This is a genomic window from Kocuria sp. HMSC066H03 (assembly GCF_001812045.1).
GTDB lineage: Bacteria > Actinomycetota > Actinomycetes > Actinomycetales > Micrococcaceae > Kocuria > Kocuria rhizophila.
Window position 1 is genome coordinate 378114 of record NZ_KV807509.1, and the last position, 18053, is coordinate 396166.

The 18053-nt window shown below is 66.9% G+C and carries 21 protein-coding genes; 12 read left to right on the forward strand and 9 right to left on the reverse strand.

What is annotated here, in order from left to right:
* Positions 1 to 733: 733 nt before the first annotated feature.
* Positions 734 to 1543 carry a sulfite exporter TauE/SafE family protein gene (locus HMPREF2833_RS10460; RefSeq protein ID WP_210387059.1) on the reverse strand — a complete coding sequence of 270 codons (810 nt, stop codon included), beginning with the start codon at positions 1541 to 1543 and terminating at the stop codon, positions 734 to 736.
* A 93-nt stretch (positions 1544 to 1636) separates the two neighbouring features.
* Here HMPREF2833_RS10460 and HMPREF2833_RS10465 point away from each other — a divergent pair, with 93 nt between their 5' ends.
* From HMPREF2833_RS10465 to HMPREF2833_RS10480, 4 genes are all read left to right on the forward strand, one after another.
* The gene (locus HMPREF2833_RS10465) at positions 1637 to 2389 is read left to right on the forward strand and encodes an AraC family transcriptional regulator (RefSeq protein ID WP_219620220.1); all 753 of its coding nucleotides are present in this window, start codon (positions 1637 to 1639) and stop codon (positions 2387 to 2389) included.
* Positions 2390 to 2867: 478 nt separating this feature from the next.
* A complete protein-coding gene (locus HMPREF2833_RS10470; protein ID WP_070637995.1) occupies positions 2868 to 3980 on the forward strand; it encodes a PA2928 family protein in 1113 nt (370 codons plus the stop codon).
* 362 nt (positions 3981 to 4342) lie between these two features.
* Entirely contained in the window at positions 4343 to 5539 is a 1197-nt protein-coding gene (locus HMPREF2833_RS10475) for an FAD-dependent oxidoreductase (protein ID WP_070637998.1), read from the forward strand.
* A gap of 292 nt (positions 5540 to 5831) precedes the next feature.
* Positions 5832 to 6863, forward strand: coding sequence for an alpha/beta hydrolase (locus tag HMPREF2833_RS10480; RefSeq protein ID WP_070638001.1), 1032 nt, complete (start codon positions 5832 to 5834; stop codon positions 6861 to 6863).
* A gap of 186 nt (positions 6864 to 7049) precedes the next feature.
* Here HMPREF2833_RS10480 and HMPREF2833_RS10485 read toward each other — a convergent pair whose 3' ends face one another.
* The 5 genes from HMPREF2833_RS10485 to map form a co-directional block, all read right to left on the reverse strand.
* Positions 7050 to 7616: a hypothetical protein gene (locus HMPREF2833_RS10485; RefSeq protein ID WP_070638004.1), complete on the reverse strand. Its 567-nt coding sequence runs from the start codon at positions 7614 to 7616 to the stop codon at positions 7050 to 7052.
* Positions 7613 to 8254 (reverse strand): hypothetical protein, encoded by a 642-nt coding sequence (locus HMPREF2833_RS10490; RefSeq protein ID WP_083311016.1) that lies wholly within the window; start codon positions 8252 to 8254, stop codon positions 7613 to 7615. The genes HMPREF2833_RS10485 and HMPREF2833_RS10490 overlap by 4 nt, the downstream gene beginning before the upstream one ends.
* A gap of 26 nt (positions 8255 to 8280) precedes the next feature.
* Entirely contained in the window at positions 8281 to 8919 is a 639-nt protein-coding gene (locus HMPREF2833_RS10495; protein ID WP_070638007.1) for a LysE family translocator, read from the reverse strand.
* Entirely contained in the window at positions 8920 to 9456 is a 537-nt protein-coding gene (locus HMPREF2833_RS10500; protein WP_246829121.1) for a MarR family winged helix-turn-helix transcriptional regulator, read from the reverse strand.
* A gap of 534 nt (positions 9457 to 9990) precedes the next feature.
* Complete coding sequence (gene map / locus HMPREF2833_RS10505) at positions 9991 to 10767, reverse strand: type I methionyl aminopeptidase (protein WP_070638010.1); 777 nt, start codon at positions 10765 to 10767, stop codon at positions 9991 to 9993.
* A gap of 68 nt (positions 10768 to 10835) precedes the next feature.
* Here map and HMPREF2833_RS10510 point away from each other — a divergent pair, with 68 nt between their 5' ends.
* The gene (locus tag HMPREF2833_RS10510) at positions 10836 to 11132 is read left to right on the forward strand and encodes a helix-turn-helix transcriptional regulator (RefSeq protein ID WP_006902578.1); all 297 of its coding nucleotides are present in this window, start codon (positions 10836 to 10838) and stop codon (positions 11130 to 11132) included.
* 34 nt (positions 11133 to 11166) lie between these two features.
* Here the strand turns inward: HMPREF2833_RS10510 and HMPREF2833_RS10515 are convergent, their stop codons facing one another.
* Positions 11167 to 12138, reverse strand: a complete 972-nt coding sequence (locus tag HMPREF2833_RS10515; protein WP_024842407.1) for a GlxA family transcriptional regulator — start codon at positions 12136 to 12138, stop codon at positions 11167 to 11169.
* Positions 12139 to 12300: 162 nt separating this feature from the next.
* Between HMPREF2833_RS10515 and HMPREF2833_RS10520 the strand changes: the two genes are divergently transcribed.
* From HMPREF2833_RS10520 to HMPREF2833_RS10535, 4 genes are read left to right on the forward strand one after another with little or no spacing between them, the layout of a single operon-like run.
* Complete coding sequence (locus HMPREF2833_RS10520; protein ID WP_024842406.1) at positions 12301 to 12978, forward strand: DJ-1/PfpI family protein; 678 nt, start codon at positions 12301 to 12303, stop codon at positions 12976 to 12978.
* A gap of 37 nt (positions 12979 to 13015) precedes the next feature.
* Positions 13016 to 13333, forward strand: coding sequence for a hypothetical protein (locus HMPREF2833_RS10525; protein WP_070638013.1), 318 nt, complete (start codon positions 13016 to 13018; stop codon positions 13331 to 13333).
* The gene (locus HMPREF2833_RS10530; RefSeq protein WP_024842404.1) at positions 13330 to 13815 is read left to right on the forward strand and encodes a membrane protein; all 486 of its coding nucleotides are present in this window, start codon (positions 13330 to 13332) and stop codon (positions 13813 to 13815) included. The genes HMPREF2833_RS10525 and HMPREF2833_RS10530 overlap by 4 nt, the downstream gene beginning before the upstream one ends.
* The gene (locus tag HMPREF2833_RS10535) at positions 13812 to 14096 is read left to right on the forward strand and encodes a hypothetical protein (RefSeq protein ID WP_024842403.1); all 285 of its coding nucleotides are present in this window, start codon (positions 13812 to 13814) and stop codon (positions 14094 to 14096) included. Before HMPREF2833_RS10530 ends, HMPREF2833_RS10535 begins: the two co-directional genes overlap by 4 nt.
* Positions 14097 to 14266: 170 nt before the next feature.
* Here HMPREF2833_RS10535 and HMPREF2833_RS10540 read toward each other — a convergent pair whose 3' ends face one another.
* A complete protein-coding gene (locus tag HMPREF2833_RS10540) occupies positions 14267 to 15424 on the reverse strand; it encodes an SGNH/GDSL hydrolase family protein (protein ID WP_070638015.1) in 1158 nt (385 codons plus the stop codon).
* On the opposite strand from HMPREF2833_RS10540, the gene HMPREF2833_RS12220 reads away from it, so the two are divergent.
* Complete coding sequence (locus HMPREF2833_RS12220; RefSeq protein ID WP_210387060.1) at positions 15407 to 15943, forward strand: GNAT family N-acetyltransferase; 537 nt, start codon at positions 15407 to 15409, stop codon at positions 15941 to 15943. The two genes, HMPREF2833_RS10540 and HMPREF2833_RS12220, sit on opposite strands and share 18 nt — an antisense overlap.
* Before the next feature lie 437 nt (positions 15944 to 16380).
* Here HMPREF2833_RS12220 and HMPREF2833_RS10545 read toward each other — a convergent pair whose 3' ends face one another.
* On the reverse strand, positions 16381 to 17040 hold the full coding sequence (locus HMPREF2833_RS10545) for a TetR/AcrR family transcriptional regulator (RefSeq protein WP_070638019.1): 660 nt from the start codon (positions 17038 to 17040) through the stop codon (positions 16381 to 16383).
* Between the two features lie 49 nt (positions 17041 to 17089).
* Here HMPREF2833_RS10545 and HMPREF2833_RS10550 point away from each other — a divergent pair, with 49 nt between their 5' ends.
* Both HMPREF2833_RS10550 and HMPREF2833_RS10555 read left to right on the forward strand, forming a co-directional pair.
* Positions 17090 to 17785, forward strand: coding sequence for a DUF998 domain-containing protein (locus HMPREF2833_RS10550; RefSeq protein ID WP_070638021.1), 696 nt, complete (start codon positions 17090 to 17092; stop codon positions 17783 to 17785).
* Positions 17782 to 18045, forward strand: coding sequence for a DUF1905 domain-containing protein (locus tag HMPREF2833_RS10555; RefSeq protein ID WP_083311018.1), 264 nt, complete (start codon positions 17782 to 17784; stop codon positions 18043 to 18045). Before HMPREF2833_RS10550 ends, HMPREF2833_RS10555 begins: the two co-directional genes overlap by 4 nt.
* Positions 18046 to 18053 lie beyond the last annotated feature (8 nt).

Genomic DNA, 18053 nt, shown 5'->3' on the forward strand with positions numbered 1-18053 from the left:
CGCCGCGGTCACCGACCGCACAGGGGTCGGGCACGACAAGGCCATCACGGTGCTGCGCGAGGTCGAGCAGCACGCCTGGGTGCGGCAAGATGCGTTGCCGCCCTCGAAAGTTGTTCGCACGCGCGAGTCCTCAGCGAGCTCGACACGCTGACCACCGCCCTCGCCCCGCTGATCGCGCGACTCACCGCCGTGCTCACGAGGTTCGCCGGATACGACACCCGCTTCGACGCAGCGCTCGGCCACGCGCACGCCAAGCAGAGCGAATGGGTAGGCCGAGGCGGCATCGACGCCTGACACCTTATCTGGTTCTAGCTCCACAAGGATCTCGTCGCCCGCTCAGCATCGACCGCCGAGCACCGACTCTTGCCGCCATCGGAGTTCCTCACTCACGCGGTTCGGGTGCTGCCCTTCGTGTGCGCGGGCACGAGTGGCGCCTTCGCGTCGGGGACGGCCTGTCGCGACGGTGATCGTCGCGGACAGGACCTGCCATCCACCTGCAGAGGGACGTCACTTCAGGGCGTGACTGACTGGGTCACGTGGCGCGATCGGTTCCGATTACGGATCGAGCGGCCACGAGGGGCACGAGGTTTGCATGCGCGTCGGCGGGTGCCACCCGGGACGCGGATCTTCTCGACGACGGTCAGCGGGCCATTCATTGGCGAGAACTCGATGCGGCCTCCCCTGCTGGTGTCCGGTTGCTCTCTGTGCTCACCTGCGCCCCTGAGACGGTGTTTCAGCCTTCGCGCAGCAGCGAAGCGGCCATTGCCAGGAGCACGACGACGAGGAGGGCGACGTAAGCCCACGCATGAGCCCGGTCGGGGATACGAGGAGGGCGGCGGCGCAGGAGCACGATGATCGGGATCGCGCCGGCGAGGAGGAGCGCGGCGGCGCCGAGGTCGACGATGCCCACACCGAACACCGCGCCGTCCGTGTTCGTCGTGTGGCGTGCGAGGAGGAACACGGCAGCGGCGGGGATGCTGATGGCGAGGGTGAGCGGGTTCGCGAGCGCGGCGGCGTGCCCCATGGGCAGGCCGCCGCGGCGTAGGAGCGGGACGGTCATGACGCTGCCGCCGACGCCGAGGAACGACGCGACCGCGCCGATCGGGGCGCCGCACGCGGTCGGGATCCGGCGCTGCGACGTATCGTCGTGCGTAAGGCCTACGGGTCGGAGGAATCCGGGGCGGACGAGCACGTCGATGATCGTGACCGCGACGTAGATCAGGAAGCCCCATGACGGCACCTCTGCCGGGACCGCCATCGCAGTGAGGGCGCCGACCAGGCCACCTGCGGCGAGGAGGCCGAGGAGCGCTCCACGGCCTCGGAGCCGGGCGAGGACCACGCGGGGCGTGGCCGTGGTGGCGACCGCGGCGTTGACGACCATGACGATCGCGGACGTCGCCACAGCGACCGTGCCCGCCGCAGAGCCGAGCGCGGCGTCGGCCCAGACGATGACAGGGACAGTGACGAACCCGCCTCCGAAGCCGAACAGGACTGTGGTCAGGCCAGTGAGAACACCGATGAGAACAAGGACGAGAACGGTCACTGAACCCATTCCACCGGCTTTCCGCCATGCCCGCATTCGATTGCCGGACGAGAAATATCGAGTTTCAGCCGGTAGTCTGGTCGGGTGCGGAACGTGACGCTGGCCGAGGTCGATGCACTGCCGGTTGCGGTGTTGCCGATCGCCACCGTGTATCCACCCGATTATTTGTTGGGGTGGCATGAACACCGGAGGGCGCAGTTCCTCTACGCCGCGACGGGGACGATGCTCGTCGAGACCGATCATGGCGCCTGGACCGTTCCGGGCGAGCGGGCCGTGCTCATCCCTCCCGACACGCGACATCAGGTGCGGATGGTCGACGTGGAGACCAACAGTCTCTACATCGACGCCACCGCGGTGCCGTGGTGGCCCGCCGAGTGCCGGGTCGTCGAGGTCACCCCGCTCCTGCGAGAACTGCTGCTGGCCGCGTCGGACATCGACCCCCGCGGCGGACTCGACGGTCGCGACGAGGCGTTACTGAAGCTGATCCTGCACGAGACGTCCCGACTCAACGAGGTACCGCTGCACGTCCCGATCCCTCACACGGCAGCCCTGGCCGGGCTCTGCCGCCACTACCTTGCCGACCCCGACCTGGCGGTCGACAACCGCGTATGGGCACGCGAAGCCGGGATGAGCGAACGCACCTTCACGCGCCGCTTCCGGGAAGAGGCCGAAATGAGCCCGGCCGCATGGCGTTCACGTGCCCGGCTCCTCGCGGCGATCCCACTGCTGCGCCACCAGAGCGTCACCGACGTCGCTGCGCGACTCGGTTACGCCACTCCGGCAGCCTTCTCCTACGCCTTCACTCGCGCCTTCCATTCATCCCCCTCAAGCCTGCGCGCGCCTTGACGCGGCACCGACCGGCTTTGCGCCCGCCATCGGATGGCCGCGGCACGCCATGGTCGCGGACGCCCATCACCGTCACGGATCCCCGTCTCGGCCGCGCCGCACATGCGATACGGCCGCGGCGCGCCCAAGAGCCGGAGAAGCGCCCGGGAGGAGCGCAGGAGGCTGCGACATGTCCGCGCGCGTTCAAGCCCGAGTAGCACAGCCTTCCTTGCTTCCACGAGAACAGCTCGTGGCAAGAACATGGGGGCGTCGCCACGGCAGAGGACAGGCGACAGGAACGGGCCGGCACCGTGCTCACGGGACTGCGCCAACCGATATTGCGGTCCTCGGGCGCGGCTAGGCTCCTTCGTGGGGCCTATAGCGTGAGGTCGAGGATCGCTTGCCGCGCCCCCTGCACGGCAAGGGAACCCATCCGGACGTCTGGGCGGCGGGGCTTCCCGCGCCAATGGGAGAATCCCAGTCACAGGGAAGGAGGGGGATGGATCGGACGAAGCAGACCCGCTCGCCTGCCGACGGCGAGCATCCGCACGGCGACAGGAAGCGCCGTCGGTGGCTGATGCCCGCCGTCTGGGTGATGGTGCCACTGCTCGCGATCGCCGGCGTCGTCACCCTCGTCGAGACGACGACCAGCCCAGCCGGGACGCGGCCGTCGAACGCGATCGCCACCGGAGAGATCGTCGGAGGCAGGCATGTCGCGGTTCTCGCGTACGAGACCGACACCTTCCCGCACGTCGACCTTTTCCGCATCGGCTCGATCGGCTACAGCGTGCAGGCCATCGCGTTCGACCTCGAAACCGGGGAGCGCCTGTGGGACACGATGCTCTCCAACGACTTCCCGTCGATCGGGGCCGAGGCCCTCGCCGTGGGCGGCGGCTACGCCTACGTCCGCATGGACGACGGGCTGGTGATCCTCGATGCCGTGACGGGCGGCGTCGTGGCCCGCGACGAGCAGGTACCGGGGCTGGAGGACGACTACGTCGCCTCACGCACCTCGTACGCCTATGACGAGCCATCCCGGCAGGTCGTGCTGCGAGACCGGGACGACGCCGTCCTCGCCATCCCCGTCGGCTCTGTCACCGCGAAGCCTGCGCCGGCGGAGGTCTCGCTCCGCTGGGAGGGCGAGCTCACCGCCAGCGAGCCCGATCGGTTCCTGTACTCGCAGACGATGGAAGACGCCACGAACTACAAGGCTCGGCTGCCGGGACCGGAGCCGGAGCCCGACCCGCTGACCGGCATCGTGCCCGACACCAACATGCTGCACGCCTCCTGGGCGCCCGACGACGCCTGGACCGCGAACATCGTGCTCGACCCGAGCACCGGATACGCAGCCGGCTCCGACCAGGGGTTCGCGGTGTCCGAGGCCCACGACGGCGGCAGGTACACCTACCAGGTCGCCGACCTCGAGACCCGAACGGCGCAGGCGCGGCTCGATGTCCCGTCCGGCGCGGGGATCGACACCGTCACGGTCGACGCGGCCGGATACGTCGTGATGACGGTCCCCAATGCGGATCAGCAAGGCCTCCTCGTCATCGCCACCGCCGACTCCATCCGCGCGTCGGTGATCGGCGAACGGGGATGGCTCGGGTGGTGACCCGAGCTGCTTCAGCTCGGGAATGAATGGCGCGACCTCGATCGCCCCTCGAACGGCCTGTCCGAGCGCGAGGCAGCGGCGGAGACGGCGTCAAGGGATGACAGCGACTCTCGTGTGCGCACGTCATTGAGGCGACGAGGGTATCGGTCCATCAGCCGCCCGGCCACCCCCGTTCACCATCGGGGCTCGGAGCCGACCTCGTGATCGCCGCATCGGACGCAATCCAGCGCTGAGCGCAGGACCGACAGCGGGAATCGGACAAGCGCCATGCCCGGCTCAAGGTGCGGGTTGACTCAGATCTAGACTTCATGACACCATTTCGATTATCGAAGTATCCAACCATCGAACGAGTGGAGTGTGGGATGCGTGCGGTGATCGTGGGCGGAGGTATCGCGGGTCCGGCGACGGCGATGGCGTTGCAGGCTGTGGGGATCGAACCCCTTCTGCTGGATGCGAACCCGGCCGACAGGGGCGAGGTCGGGTCGTGGTTCACTATCGCGGCCAACGGTGTCGCCGCGCTCGATGAGATCGGGGCGCTGGAGCAGGTTCGCGGGCTCGGGGTCCCCACCGTTCGGAACGTCATGGCGAGCGCATCGGGACGCCCCCTCGGCATCATCCCCCTGGGAGCCGCACGCGAGGACGGCATGGTGGCGCTGTCGTTCAAGCGAACGCGACTGGCCGCAGCCCTGACGGACCTGGCACGGCAGCGGGGCATCGAGGTGCGCTCACAGTCACGCGTGACCGGCGCATCCACGGACGATCGCGGAGCCAGCGTCACACTGGAATCAGGCGAGACGATCGCCGGGGACCTCGTGCTCGGGGCCGATGGGATCAACTCGGTGGTACGTTCCGCGATCGACCCACAAGCGCCGACGAGGCGTTACATGGGGCTGGCCAACTTCGGCGGGATCACGGAGAGCACCGCGCTCGCGGCAAGCCTGGAACCAGGCGCGTGGCGACTGGTCTTCGGCAGGCGCGCGTTCTTCGGCGCACTGCCGACCCCGGCCGGTGATGTCGTATGGTTCGTCAACGTCCCACGACAGCCCGTCTCACGCCAGGAACGGGCCACCACTCCCCCGGCGGTCTGGCAGACGTTGCTCGCCGACCTCGCCGCCGCGGACCCCGGCCCGTTCCACGACCTCATCACCACCGGCCGACTCGAACTCGCCGGCGACAACACCTACGACCTGCCCCACGTCCCCACCTGGCACCGAGGACGCCTCGGACTCGTCGGTGACGCGATCCACGCGCCCGCCCCGAGCTCAGGCCAAGGCGCCTCGATGGCACTGGAAGATGCCGTCGTCCTCGCCTCCTGTCTCCACACGGAGACCACGCCCGAACGTGCATTCACCACCTTCGAAGAGCAGCGGCGCCGCCGGGTCGAACGCATCGTCGCCGAAGGAGCACGCTCAAGCAGCTCCAAGACAGTCGGCTCCATGCAACGCATCGTCCAAGACGCCATCCTGCGCATCGTCTTCCAGCGCATCGCCACACGAGACACGCAGGCCTGGATCACCGACCACCGCGTCACCCTCCCCGCTGGCGTCACACGACCCTGACGTCGCTACAGTCGCCCCGAACTGGATCGCGATAGCCGACGCCGTCGCATTTCACGAAACCTGGCTCCGTTCGACGCACCCACTCCTAGGCAGGGTGTGCGGAGGACGCGACCTGAAACCTGTCAGGCCTTAGCGCGCTCTTATTGGTCGCATTGCTGATCGGAGGAACATATTGCCTCACGCCCCCATCGGATACCTGATAGGCAGCGTAGTCACCGCCGCAATCACGTATCTATCGTTGTGGCCCCGACCGACCAACGGACCGCGAGCTACACCGACGTCAGTACTCGCCATGGCGGGCAGTGAACTGCCGCACATCTTCCTCCTCCTGAATGCCACGTCAACAACGTTGGCAATTACGGAGGGCGCGCCCTTCTCGATCGTCGGGGGCGTGGCGCTGGCGCTTTCGTCGCTGGCCGCGATCGGGCAGGTCGCCGTGATCGTCTTGGCGAGCCGTGGACGAGCCGCCATCTCTGACTCATTGGCTGCCGCTTATGGCGACGTCGGTCTGTCACGATCACCGGGTTGGCGGCATTGGCTGCGCGCCGCGCTGGCCCCGGCACGCCTCCGTCGGCGCAGCGTGGAACGGACTAGCGCCATCCGCTATGGCCCCGACCGGGCAGCACACCTCCTCGATCTCTATCGTGCACGTGATCTGAAAGCCGCCAAGGGCTTCGTCATCCACTTCCATGGCGGGGGCTTCTTTAGCGGCCGCCGAAGCAAAGAGGCGCGCCTGTTGATGGAACAACTGGCAGCAGCGGGCTGGATCGGCATCAGCGCCGACTATCGCCTCGAACCCGCGGTGTTCCCCGACCAGGTAGTCGACGCGAAACGGGTGCTTGCCTGGACACGGGAGCACGCCAGAGACTACGGGGCTGATCCTGAGACCGTCGTTCTCGTCGGAGGGTCCGCCGGTGCTCATATCGCGACGATCTGCGCTCTTACTGCGGGCGACCCACGGTTCCAGCCGGGGTTCGAAGACGCCGATACGAGAGTGTCGGCCGTCATCGGGTTGTACGGGTACTACGGTCCCGCGCCAACACGCGGACTGCCCTCCGCGCCCGAAGACTACCTCAGCGAGGCAACCGGAAGAACCTCGTCAGTCGACATACCGCCGACCCTGATCGTTCACGGCGACCGCGATCCCATGGTCGCCCCGGCAATGGCGCGGAGGATGGCCGAGCAGTTGCGCGATGCCTCGGCCGATCAGGTCGTCTACGTCGAGCTACCCGGGGGGCACCACACCTTGGACCGGTTCGATTCACTACGCTGCTCAGCCTTGACTGACGGCGTTAATGACTTTCTGCAGCGAGCTTTGGGGTGACCAACAGGCCACTGCAGGCTCAGAAGCGCCTAAGGGATGTCCTTCGCGGTGTCACTTCGCCACAGAGCGAGGGCATCGAGCCGCGCCAGGCCGAGGTTCGCTCTCTCAATGAGGTCGTCGCTCGGAATGCTCCGCTAGCCGCCGCTGATCCGGATGAGATATCAGACATCATGGACACGCCCATGCTCATGTGGCTTCTGGTGCCGGGATGCTGTCGGTGAGCAGGTGCGCGAGCAGCAGTTTGATGACGAGCAGCGGCGCGATCCAGGCCAGCGCGTCCTCCGTCGGCGCGGTCACGACGGTCCACGTGATCAACGCGGCGGCGCAGGCGAAAGCCACTGGCCGACGGAGCGCGAGCGGCGTCGAGGTGATCAGCAGCGCAGATACGACCAGGCCCAGGTAGAGGACGGCGCTTGCCGACCAGGACTGTGCGGGGAAGAGCAGCGCGACGACGAACGGGTGCACGTGCGCTGCGACGAACAGCACGGAGCGCCGTCGCCAGTGCGGGCCGTGATGGAAGCGTCGTGCCGCTGCCCGCGTGGCGTTGACGACGACACCGCCGGCGATGTCGAATCCGAGCACGGCGAGGACGAGCACGTGCGCGGCCCCGTATCCGGAGACGATTCCGCCCGTTGTCGCAGCCGCAGCTCCCATCAGGGCAGCACCGTATCCGAGCGCGAGCTCCGGCCTCGTCGCGTGTGGCGCGACGAGCAGCGCGTTGACTCGCCCGAGCGCGGAGAGTCTGTCGTTCATGATGCGTTGGGCCCTTCGTCGTGGGCCGCGAATTCGGTTCTCCGGCGGTTCAACCACTCCTGAAACTCCGTCTCCGAGCGGACGGCATCCTGGATGACGGCTTCATAGACCAGGTATCCGGGGACGGGGTCATCGCCTGTGCCACGCGTTCGGACCGAGCGCTTCAGGGCCAGGATGGCCCCGCGGGATTCGTCGGTTACGAGTGGTGCGAAGCGGCGGAGGTGCTCGAGGTCGGGTTGGCGTTCGGGCTCGCCGACGAACCACAGATCCGCGGTCCACAGCTTCTCGCGCGGCGACATGATCTCCAGCCCCAGGTAGTAGCCGTCCGGGTATCGCGGGTCGGTGTTCCATCGGCCGGTGTCGTCCCGGATCACGACCTGCCGCACGTCTTCGTGCGAAGCGAGTTCCGCCCCCAGAGAGGTGATGCGTCCGATGGTCTCCTCGTTCAGCGCCACGCACGAGGTGGTGATGTCGATGTCCCGCCGATCGATCACGCCCAGGCCGGCGGCGCCGACCACGACCGGAGCGCCGACGCTCTCCAGCCGGCGCCACAGGCCAAGGCGCTCACACATCGCCCATGCCTCCTGGTCGAGCCGCCTCGCCCGCTCCAGCAGGTGCTCATCCTGGTGATCCGCCACCGCTCTACGCTTTTCGTGCACGCCGGTCAGCTCTTGGCGGGGGCGAGGGCGAGGGTCGCGCCCATGCCGACGAGCATCCCGCCGCCGGTCGCGCGCATCGTCGACAGCCGGCGCGGCGAGGTCGCGAACCACTGACGCGCCGCGGAGGCCACCAGGGCCCAGCACGCATCGCAGGCGAATGCGATCGCCGTGAACACGAGCCCCAGGATCGCCATCTGCACCGCGACGGGCCCGTTTTCCGGACTGACGAACTGCGGCAGCACCGCCACGAAGAACACGATTGTCTTCGGATTCGTCACACCGACGATGAATCCCTCCCGCAGCACGCTCCACGACGACGCGCCCTGCCTGGAAGCGGTCATCGCGCCGGTGTCCACGCGCCGATGCCGGATCGCCTGCACTCCCAGATACACGAGATAGCCCGCCCCCAGCAGCTTGACCACCAGGAACACCACCGCGGACTGCGCGACGACTGCACCAAGCCCCACCGACACCAGGAGTACAAGAGGCAAACCGCCGAGCTCGTTGCCGAGCACACTCAACAGTCCGCCCCGCCGGCCCAGCGCCAGGGAACGGCCGATGACGAACAGCACGCTCGGCCCCGGCACCACGATCAGCACCAAGGACATCACGGCGAACGCTACAAGCGCCTGCATATCCGGCATTTACTTCTCCTCTACTTGTCCTCGCCCCGCGCGACGTCTTCGATGCGGCGGGGCTGTCATCTCACGGGCGAGCGTCCCGGGGTCCGCTGCCACTCGCCGAGTGTGTTCTTCTGCATTGTTCGCCATCGCGGACAGGAGCCGTTCGAAGGCGAGGATCTGCTCGGCGTCGAACTCCTCCAGAAGCCGGTGCCCATCCTGCACGAGGGGTCCGTACATCCTCCAGAGGACCTCCTGCCCCTCCGGAGTCAACTCGACCAAGACCTTCCGACGGTCCGCCGGTGCCGGCCCACGACGCACGAAACCGCGACGGGACAGGCGATCGACCAGCGTGGTCGTCCCCGCAGGCCGCAGCCCAACAGCCTTCGCCAACTCGCCCGAGGACATTGCGCCGTCCGTCAGCCAGTCCAGACACCGCAGCTCCGTCGCCCCAAGACCCAATGTGCGACCGACCGCGTCATCGAAGGCTTGCACCACCCGTTGATACTGCTGAACAGCGACGCCGAAAGCCTCCGCAGCCTCTTCTCGCGACGAGCCCACCCCAGCCTCCTTCGACTGACGAATCTTTCGACGATCATAGTATCGGAGGGCGCTGCATGACGTGAAGGAGTCGTCACGTTCGCTTGGTCCGCCGAGTCGTCAGCGAAGCGGACGGACGTCCCGGCCATTCAACTAGACGGACACCAGCGCTGCACGACTGTCGGGTCATGAGTCTGCTCGTCGGAGTTTCATGGTGACGAGGCGCGTGCTGATGTCGAATGCGATTAGCAATGTGCTCGCGGCCCTGACCGACCTCCGGAACGAGGCAAGGTAGATCGCCAGTCAGCTCCGCTATCGCACCGCATCCCCGATTCCACAGCTTCGTCCTCGTCCACGAACGTACATGAGCTGCCGGGAACGTCGTCGACCCTGGCGCGAACGTGGCGATGTCACTCGGGGCCGGGGCCATCAGCGGTGGCGTCGTCAACGCTCGACTCGCCAAAGAGGACACAGACACTGCCCTCGCCACGCCTGCGCGGGTGTCCTGACCGCGCACGCGGGCAGCGGCGGGGACCAGTGACGCTATCGGGGCACCTATTGCTGTGGGAGGGTGAGGATCTCGGCGCCATGGTCGGTGATCGCGATGGTGTGCTCGGTGTGGGCGGTGCGGCATCCGGTTGCGCTGCGCAGCGTCCACCCGTCGTCCGGGTCGGTGATGAGCCGGTCGGTATCGGCCATCACCCACGGCTCCAAGGCCAGCAGCAGCCCGGGCCGCAGCCGGTATCCTCGCCCGGGTCGTCCCTTGTTGGACACGTGCGGGTCCTGGTGCATCGTCGATCCGATGCCGTGACCACCGAACTCGGTATTGATCAGGTAGCCGGCGCCCGACAGCACCTGCTCGATCGCGTGCGAGAGGTCCCCCAGCCGCAACCCCGCCGCGGCAACATGAATCGCGGCCACCAGCGCCCGTTCGGTGGCGTCGATCATCGCGACGTCCTGCGGGTTGCGGGTGTCGCCGACGATGAAGCTGATCGCGGCGTCCGCCGCGACCCCGTCCTTGATGACCGCGAGGTCGAGGGTGAGCAGGTCCCCATCCGCGAGGCGGTAGTCGCGTGGCATGCCGTGCAGCACGGCGTCGTTGACGGCGGTGCAGATGTAGTGCCCAAAGGGACCGCGCCCGAACGAGGGCGCATAGTCGACGTAGCATGAGGTCGCACCGGCAGCATCGATCATCTCCCGCGCCCACTGGTCAACCTGGAGCAGGTTCGTCCCGACCCGGCAGCGGGCCTTGAGGCGCTGGAGAACGTCGCCGACGATGCGGCCTGTGACTCGCGCCCGGTCCAGCTCGCTCGGAGTGAGGATCTCGATCATCCGGCACCTTCCCGCCAGGTCTCCAATACTTATACCGGTACGACTATACCGTGATTAGTATTGGTGACATGGTCAGATTGCCGCTCACTCGCGAGGACGTCAAACGCGGGCAGCGGCTCGGAGAACTACTCCGTGTCGCGCGCGGTCCACGTTCAATCCTTGACGTCGCGATCGAGGCGGGGATCTCCCCCGAGACGTTGCGCAAGATCGAGACCGGCAGGGTCGCCACACCAGCGTTTCCCACCGTTGCCGCGGTCGCCATCGTGCTCGGCCTGTCCCTCGACGACCTCTGGGCCCAGATCAGCACACCCCACGGATCACCTCCGGAGGCGCTGACGTCAGCGGCGGTGTTGGCTTCGCGCTAACGACACCGCGCGCGGACCTGCTCACCCGCGGTGTTCACCGGGTCGCCTCGTCGTTGTCGTATGGCGGACGGCCGGAGAATGTTGCGCGGTACTCGCTGGGAGAGACTCGGGTGGCGCGGCGGAACTGGTCGCGGAAGGCGCTGGGGCTGCTGAAGCCGACCTGTCGGGCGATGCGCTCGATGCTGTGGTCGGTGGTCTCCAGCAGCTCCTGCGCGTGCCGGATGCGCACACCGGTGACCCATTCCATGGGGGCCTGCCCGGTCTCCTGGTGAAAACGTCGGGTCAGAGTACGGATGCTCGTGTGGGCTGCTGTTGCGATGTCGGCGAGCGTGAGCGGACGGTGGGCGTTCTCCTCGATCCACACGAGCACGTCCTCCAGCGTGGCGGTGCGGTAGGTGGGCGGATTCCGGACGATGAACTGCGCCTGCCCTCCTGTGCGGTGCAGCGGCGCGACCGCCAACCGTGACGCGTGGGCGGCGACCGCTGCACCGAAGTCCCGACGGATCATGTGCAGGCACAGGTCCAGCCCTGCGGCCGCACCCGCCGAAGTGAGCACCTGCCCATTGTCGGTGTAGAGCACATCCGGCTCCACGATCACCCGCGGGAACCGTCGTGCGAGCAGATCGGTGGCGAGCCAGTGGGTCGTCGCGCGCTGCCCATCGAGGAGCCCTGCGTCTGCGAGCACGAACGCCCCCACGCAGATCGAAGCGATGCGCGTCCCCGCCGCCGCTGCCGCACGGAGCGCGTCCGCGACGCCGTCCGGGAGCGGCGCGGCCGCGTCGTTGCGCCCTGGAACCATGATCGTGTCCGCTCGCTCCAGCGCTTCGAGACCCACGCTCGTGGCGATCTGGAGGGGGCCCGCGTCGACCGTGGGCGCCGTCCCGGCGACGATCACCCGATACGCCAGGCGCCCGTCCGGGAGCGTCACACGACCAAACGTCTCCACTGCGGTGGCCAGATCGAACGCGATCACATCAGGAAGAGCGAGCGCGACGACGGTGTACATACCGTGCATCCTACAGATATTCAAGCGCGAGATTGACGTTCAGAACGCGTGGCCAGATTTCGGCGATCATTGGCCATCGGGCCGATTGTGCCCGATCGGAACAGGCCGGAGACTCGATAGCGTCGCCGCCGTTTCCGCCAACGCAAGGGAGTTCCCGTGTCGATGTCCGTGCAGATCGTGCTGTTCGACGGGTTTGATCCGCTCGATGTGATCGCGCCGTTCGAGGTGTTCGTCGCAGGCAGCGAGTACTTCCTCGACAACGCACTCGACATCACTCTGGTCAGCGCCGAAGGGGCGCGCGATGTCGTCTCCGGCTCGCAGGGCCTCAGGCTCCGCGCGACGGCGGCGCTCGATCCCCACCGGCCGGGGATCGTGCTCGTGCCCGGTGCATCCGGGCCGGTTGACGGCGACCCCGACGAGGGCGCCGAGACGATCCCGGTCCTTTTGGCACGGTTCGCGGCGACCGGGGCGATCCCGCTCATCGCCAACGCGATGCGCGACCCCGACGTCCTGGTCACGGCAGTGTGCGGCGGCTCGCTCGCGCTAGCGATGGGCGGACTCTGCGAGGGCCGCAACGTCGTCACCCACACCCTCGGAATGCCACTGCTGGAGGCGACCGGCGCGACAGCGGTCAACGCCCGCGTCGTCGACGACGGCGACCTCGTCACCGCCGGCGGCGTCACCTCCGGGCTCGACCTGGCGCTCTACCTCTTAGAACGGCACTTCGGACCCCGGATCGCCCACGCTGTCGAGGAACTCTTCGAGTACGAGCGACGCGGCACCGTCTGGCGCGCCGCCGGCAAGGCCCCTGCCACGGTGCCCGAAGCCCCCACGCCGTGAGCATCCGGACCTGAGAACGAAAGGAACACCAAAGCGAATGAACCCCATCTGCGGTGACTGGCGACTGAGGATGAAAACTCCCATCGGGACCATCGAAGCCAACTACCACTTCGAAGAACATGACGGTTCGGTCACCGGGACGGCGCACGGCGCGGGCGAAGCAGTCCCCCTGACCGACCTTGAGACGGAAGACACCCCGGATGGCCAGCACGCCACGTGGAGACAGCAGATCACCAAGCCCCTCCGGCTCAACCTCGAATACGACGTCACCATCACCGGCGACAGCCTCACCGGGGTATCCCGAGCCGGACGGTTGCCGCAAACCCACGTCACCGGAGAGCGGGTCACCCGATGAGCGCCTTCCTGCTGTCTGTCCACGTCCTCGCCGCAATCCTCACCATCGGGCCCGTCGCGATCGCCGCGAGCATGTTCCCCCGGTTCGCCCGGCTCGCACTGGCATCCCCGGACGATCCCCGAAAGGCCGCGGTGGCACGCATCCTGCACCGCGTCACCCGCGTCTACAGCGTGATCGCCGTCCTGGTGCCCGTGTTCGGGCTGGCCACAGCGGCGAGCATCGGCGTCCTCGGCGACGCGTGGCTGATCGCGTCGATGATCCTCACCGCGATCGCCGCGGTCCTGCTCATCGCCTTCATCCTGCCCAGACAGTCACGCCTCGTCCGCGCTCTCGACCCCGACGCAGCCGATCCGGCCCAGCCCTCGCTCGACCGGATCCCGGGGAGCCTAAGCATGGTCACCGGGATCTTCAACGTGGTGTGGGCCATCGTCGTCGTCCTCATGATCTACCGGCCGGGATCGACCACGGGAGTCGGGCTATGAGTCCACGCCGCATGCTCCAGATCGCGGGGACGGCTGAACTGGTCACCCTCATCCTCATGCTCGCCAACATGCTCACCGTGCATGCACCCGCGATCTCGCAGATTCTCGGGCCGCTGCACGGCCTGGCGTACATGGCCACCGTCATCACCGCGATCCTCGTCCGCGGTGACCGACACATCGTCTGGGTGCTCTCCCTCATCCCCGGCATCGGCGGACTCCTCGCCGCCCGCTCCGCCTCCCCCCAGCAACTCGATCGGCACATCCTCGACGAGGACGTGTAGCTCGGCCTGCGCCGGGGGCGGGATCAGCCGGTCGACGGCATGGTCACGACGGGCGCGCGCCGTACGAGAGGCATCAGACGGCCGCGACGCACCAGTCAGCTCATCGAATCCTCTACGAAGGCTGGGGATCTGGCTCGCTCAACGCAACGACTAGATCAACGCAGTCACTGTCACCTTGTGGTGGGGATCGCCCCCTCAACGCCGAAAACCTCCTCGGCGAACCTCTCCCCGAGAAGCCGGTGGGTGGCCGCATCAGGGTGGAGGTCGTCTGGGAGTGGATGTGACTGTGCATCGCTCGCCCCGTAAAGGGCCATTCCGTCGAGTTGGAAAAGGTTCGGGTCGGACGCGGAACGGTCGTGAACTACCCGGTCGATGTCAGCGCGGATCGTGGCGAGATCAAGCTTTCCACTTCGGACCTCCGCTGGATCGCCGGCAGCGACGAATCTCGTCTCTCCCCGGGAGAGCGCGTCAGGGTCGAACGCTCCGGACCCGGGTGTGTGTTCGAAGATCGGGCTCCACAGCGGGGTGACCAGCAGCAAAGGCGTGTCGGGGTGACCGTCCCGGATCACGTCGAGGAAGCCATGGAGTGCCGGGGCGAAAGCGCGACGGCGCATGAGATCCGCGTTGACGATGTTGATCCCCACTTTCACGGAGATCAAGTCGGCGGGCAGATCCCGTATCGTTCGTGCGACGAACGGGTCCAGTAGGGCACTGCCACCGAAGCCCAGGTTCGTGAGTTCTACGCCTCCGAGACGCGCGGCAACCGCCGTCCAGATGGTGGCCGCGCTGGCTGCGTTAGATCCCTGGCTGATCGAGGACCCGTAATGAACCCATGTTGGAGCTGGCCGGTGCGCCGGAGCGAGCGGCTCGTCTGCGTCAATGGAGATCAGCTCGACTGACTCCGAATACGGCAGCCATATCTCGACCAGACGTTCCACGCCACCGGACACGCCGAGCTCAAAGGTCAGCTCTTCCGGCTCGGCCTCTGAGCGGGTGATCTCGCCAGTGGTGAGGTCACGAAGGATCTGAACCGCGCTCGAAAGCGAGGCCGAGGCGACGAGTTCCCCGTCGACGAGTACATCGAACACGCCCGGCGCACGCAGCGGAACGCCGACGTAACCGAAACGTTCAGCGCGAGCCACAAGTGTCACGCGTGTCGCGGCAGATCGAAAAACGATTCGTACTCCCGCGGGCTGCGCTTCGACCAACTCGAGTTGCGCGTCTGCTTGACGTCGAGCCCATTCAGGCAGACGATGCGGACGAACCCCGGTCTCTGTGCGCTCGATCTCGACAGCACCACGAACAAGTTCGTGGAAACTCTCAGTTATGAACTTATGAACTCAGATGTGCAAACACGCCTCCATGTCACGGTAGCGAGCGATGCGGATCCGGATGTGCTCGAACGCCTGTGGGTTATGTTCAGTCACGATCTCTCCCAGTACAACCACGCGCTACCCGACCACGACGGGCGGTTCCGCCAAGAAAGGCTTGACGCCGCCCTCGGCGGCGAGGCAGGTTGGGCTGCCCGACTGATCCATCTCGGCGGTTCACCTGTGGGCTTCGCCGGGCTACGAGCACTGGACAGCTCGCCCCACGTCATCAACAGCTTCTTTCCCGTCCACGGGGCCCGGCGACGAGGCATTGGAACGCTCACCGTCAAGTGCATTGTGGAGGAGTTTCCTGGACGCTGGTCCGTCGCTTTCCAGGACACCAATGAGCCTGCGGCAGCGTTCTGGCAGCGCGTGTGCAACTCGATCGACCCCGCCGCTATGAAAGAGCATCGTCCAGTGCCAGGTCGCCCCGAGCTCCGACCGGACACGTGGATCGAGTTCACTGTCAGGGGGTGAGACAGTATCGACCGCGACTCTGCTACAGCACCTCCGGGCAGGAAATCCACCAGACCGGTGCTCCGACCTGGAACCTCGGTGGCGAGGGTGGTACGGACTGCACGCCAGTTCGGGTGTTGACGTCATTCAACCAAGGTCGATCCCTGACTGCTAGCTCACATCCGCGGTGATTGGATGTCCGCTCGTGTGTGAGGGCTCGGAGTGTGGGTTCTGCACGGGGGCGGTGGAGCTTCTGACCGACGTCGTCGGTATCCGGGCTGAGTGGATCGATGCTCGTTATGACGCAGTGGTCTCACTGAGCTGCGATCACACGCTTCTCGCCCATGCCGCCCCGATCTCAGACATGTCGGAGTAGTCGGCGATCGTGCTCGGACTCGCTTGGCGGCAAACGACAACCTCTCAAGCTCAAGCGCCTGAAGTGGGTGAACTGGGCCTGGCTACTTTCCCGTCGCACTATACGCATCGAGGAACGCTTGGACGGCGGTGACCACGAAGAGTTCCCGCTCGTTGTCGGGCGGCAACTCGCTGGGGATGAACAGTGCCCGGTCCTGGGCGGGGGCAAGCACGAGGTAGGCGAAGTGCGCAGCCGCGACCCGAAGGTCACGCACAGCGAGAAGTCCCGCGTCGGCGTACGGTTCGAGGCTGTCCCTGATGACGTCGATGCCTCCGGCCGGCGCTTGCTCGTAGTATCGCCGGGCGAGATCGGGGAACTGCTCGGTCTCGGCGATAATGAGTCGACGCAGCGACAGCACTTGCGTGCTCAGGACTGCATCGAGATACACGCGCGCCACGGTGCACAGCCGGGCCTCGAGTTCGTCGTGCGTCGTCGCGGGTGTGTCGCCGAACGCGGCCGTCAGCGCGGAGATCACGGCCTGGGCGTTGGCGGTGACCCCTTCGATGATCTCCCGGAACAGCCGTTCCTTGTCGGTGAACTGCTTGTAGACGGTCTGCTTCGACACGCCCGCCTGCGATGCCAGCTCGTCCATGCTCGTGCCGCGGAACCCGTTTCGCAAGAATAGCTCCGTAGCGGTGCTCAGGATCGCCTGGCGCTTCTCGGCGGTGCGCCCCGGGCCGTGCTCTTCTCTCGCTCCGCTCATGTCAGGATGGTACTGGACAGTCTAGTTCTGTGTCATCTACCATGATGACATGTCACGAGATCCGTCCGTCTTCGATCGCAGTGCCGCGGTCACTCGGAGCCTTCTCGGTTGGGGCGTCGTCGCCGGCCCGTTCTACGTCGTGGTGAGCCTCGTCCTCGGGCTCACTAGGCCCGGCTTCGACTTCACCCGGCACGCGCTGAGTCTGCTGGCGCTCGGAGAGCACGGATGGATGCAGCGCGTCAACCTGGTCCTCACGGGGCTCATGGTCCTCGCCGCTGCCTACGGCACCCTTCGCGCGCTCCGTTCCGGCCGCGGACTCGCGATCGGTGTCCTGACCGGTGCCTACGGGCTGTGCCTCGTTCTCAGCGCGGCGTTCCTCCCGGACCCGTCGGCAGGGTTCCCGCCGGGGCAGACGGGCGACCAGGGCACGACCGCCGGTATCCTCCATCTGCTGTTCGGTGGTATCGGTTTCGTCTGTCTCGCAGCGGCCGCGTTCGCCTATGCGAGATGGGTCTCGGCGCGCGGCGAGATGCGCCAGTCGCGACTCGGCTTCTGGTGCGCGATCGTCATCCTCGGAGGCTTCATCGGCGGCGCGGCCCTGGCGCGGGCACCCATCGGGGTCCTGCTGTTGTGGGTGTGCGTGCTCGCCGGTTGGCTCTGGCTCGCCCTGGCGTCCGCACGCCTGTATGCGCTGGTCCCGCATCCTGTGATCGCCGAGCGAGATGAAGCTCAGGGGGCGTCATGACTGTCTTTCGAACCGTTCTCGAAGCCACGGGCGGCAACAACGTCGGCATCGTCGTCCCGGAGGACATCGTGCTCGCCTTCGAGCGCGGCAAGCGTGTCCCCGTTCGCGTGACGATCGACGGCGATTACACGTACAGCACCACAGTGGGAGTGATGCGAGGGCGCTACCTCGTCTCGTTCAACGCCGAAACACGCAAGCGAACAGGACGCGGAGCTGGCGACGAGGTCGAAGTGGAACTGGCCATCGACCCGAAACGATAGGAGGGCGT

Excerpts from the sequence above, each read along its gene's own strand:
- HMPREF2833_RS10470 (WP_070637995.1), top strand. The coding sequence starts at position 2,868 with ATGGATCGGACGAAGCAGACCCGCTCGCCTGCCGACGGCGAGCATCCG.
- HMPREF2833_RS10475 (WP_070637998.1), top strand. The coding sequence starts at position 4,343 with ATGCGTGCGGTGATCGTGGGCGGAGGTATCGCGGGTCCGGCGACGGCG.
- HMPREF2833_RS10480 (WP_070638001.1), top strand. The coding sequence starts at position 5,832 with ATGGCGGGCAGTGAACTGCCGCACATCTTCCTCCTCCTGAATGCCACG.
- HMPREF2833_RS10485 (WP_070638004.1), bottom strand. The coding sequence starts at position 7,616 with ATGAACGACAGACTCTCCGCGCTCGGGCGAGTCAACGCGCTGCTCGTC.
- HMPREF2833_RS10495 (WP_070638007.1), bottom strand. The coding sequence starts at position 8,919 with ATGCCGGATATGCAGGCGCTTGTAGCGTTCGCCGTGATGTCCTTGGTG.
- map (WP_070638010.1), bottom strand. The coding sequence starts at position 10,767 with ATGATCGAGATCCTCACTCCGAGCGAGCTGGACCGGGCGCGAGTCACA.
- HMPREF2833_RS10510 (WP_006902578.1), top strand. The coding sequence starts at position 10,836 with ATGGTCAGATTGCCGCTCACTCGCGAGGACGTCAAACGCGGGCAGCGG.
- HMPREF2833_RS10515 (WP_024842407.1), bottom strand. The coding sequence starts at position 12,138 with ATGTACACCGTCGTCGCGCTCGCTCTTCCTGATGTGATCGCGTTCGAT.
- HMPREF2833_RS10520 (WP_024842406.1), top strand. The coding sequence starts at position 12,301 with ATGTCCGTGCAGATCGTGCTGTTCGACGGGTTTGATCCGCTCGATGTG.
- HMPREF2833_RS10525 (WP_070638013.1), top strand. The coding sequence starts at position 13,016 with ATGAACCCCATCTGCGGTGACTGGCGACTGAGGATGAAAACTCCCATC.
- HMPREF2833_RS10530 (WP_024842404.1), top strand. The coding sequence starts at position 13,330 with ATGAGCGCCTTCCTGCTGTCTGTCCACGTCCTCGCCGCAATCCTCACC.
- HMPREF2833_RS10535 (WP_024842403.1), top strand. The coding sequence starts at position 13,812 with ATGAGTCCACGCCGCATGCTCCAGATCGCGGGGACGGCTGAACTGGTC.
- HMPREF2833_RS10545 (WP_070638019.1), bottom strand. The coding sequence starts at position 17,040 with ATGAGCGGAGCGAGAGAAGAGCACGGCCCGGGGCGCACCGCCGAGAAG.
- HMPREF2833_RS10550 (WP_070638021.1), top strand. The coding sequence starts at position 17,090 with ATGTCACGAGATCCGTCCGTCTTCGATCGCAGTGCCGCGGTCACTCGG.
- HMPREF2833_RS10555 (WP_083311018.1), top strand. The coding sequence starts at position 17,782 with ATGACTGTCTTTCGAACCGTTCTCGAAGCCACGGGCGGCAACAACGTC.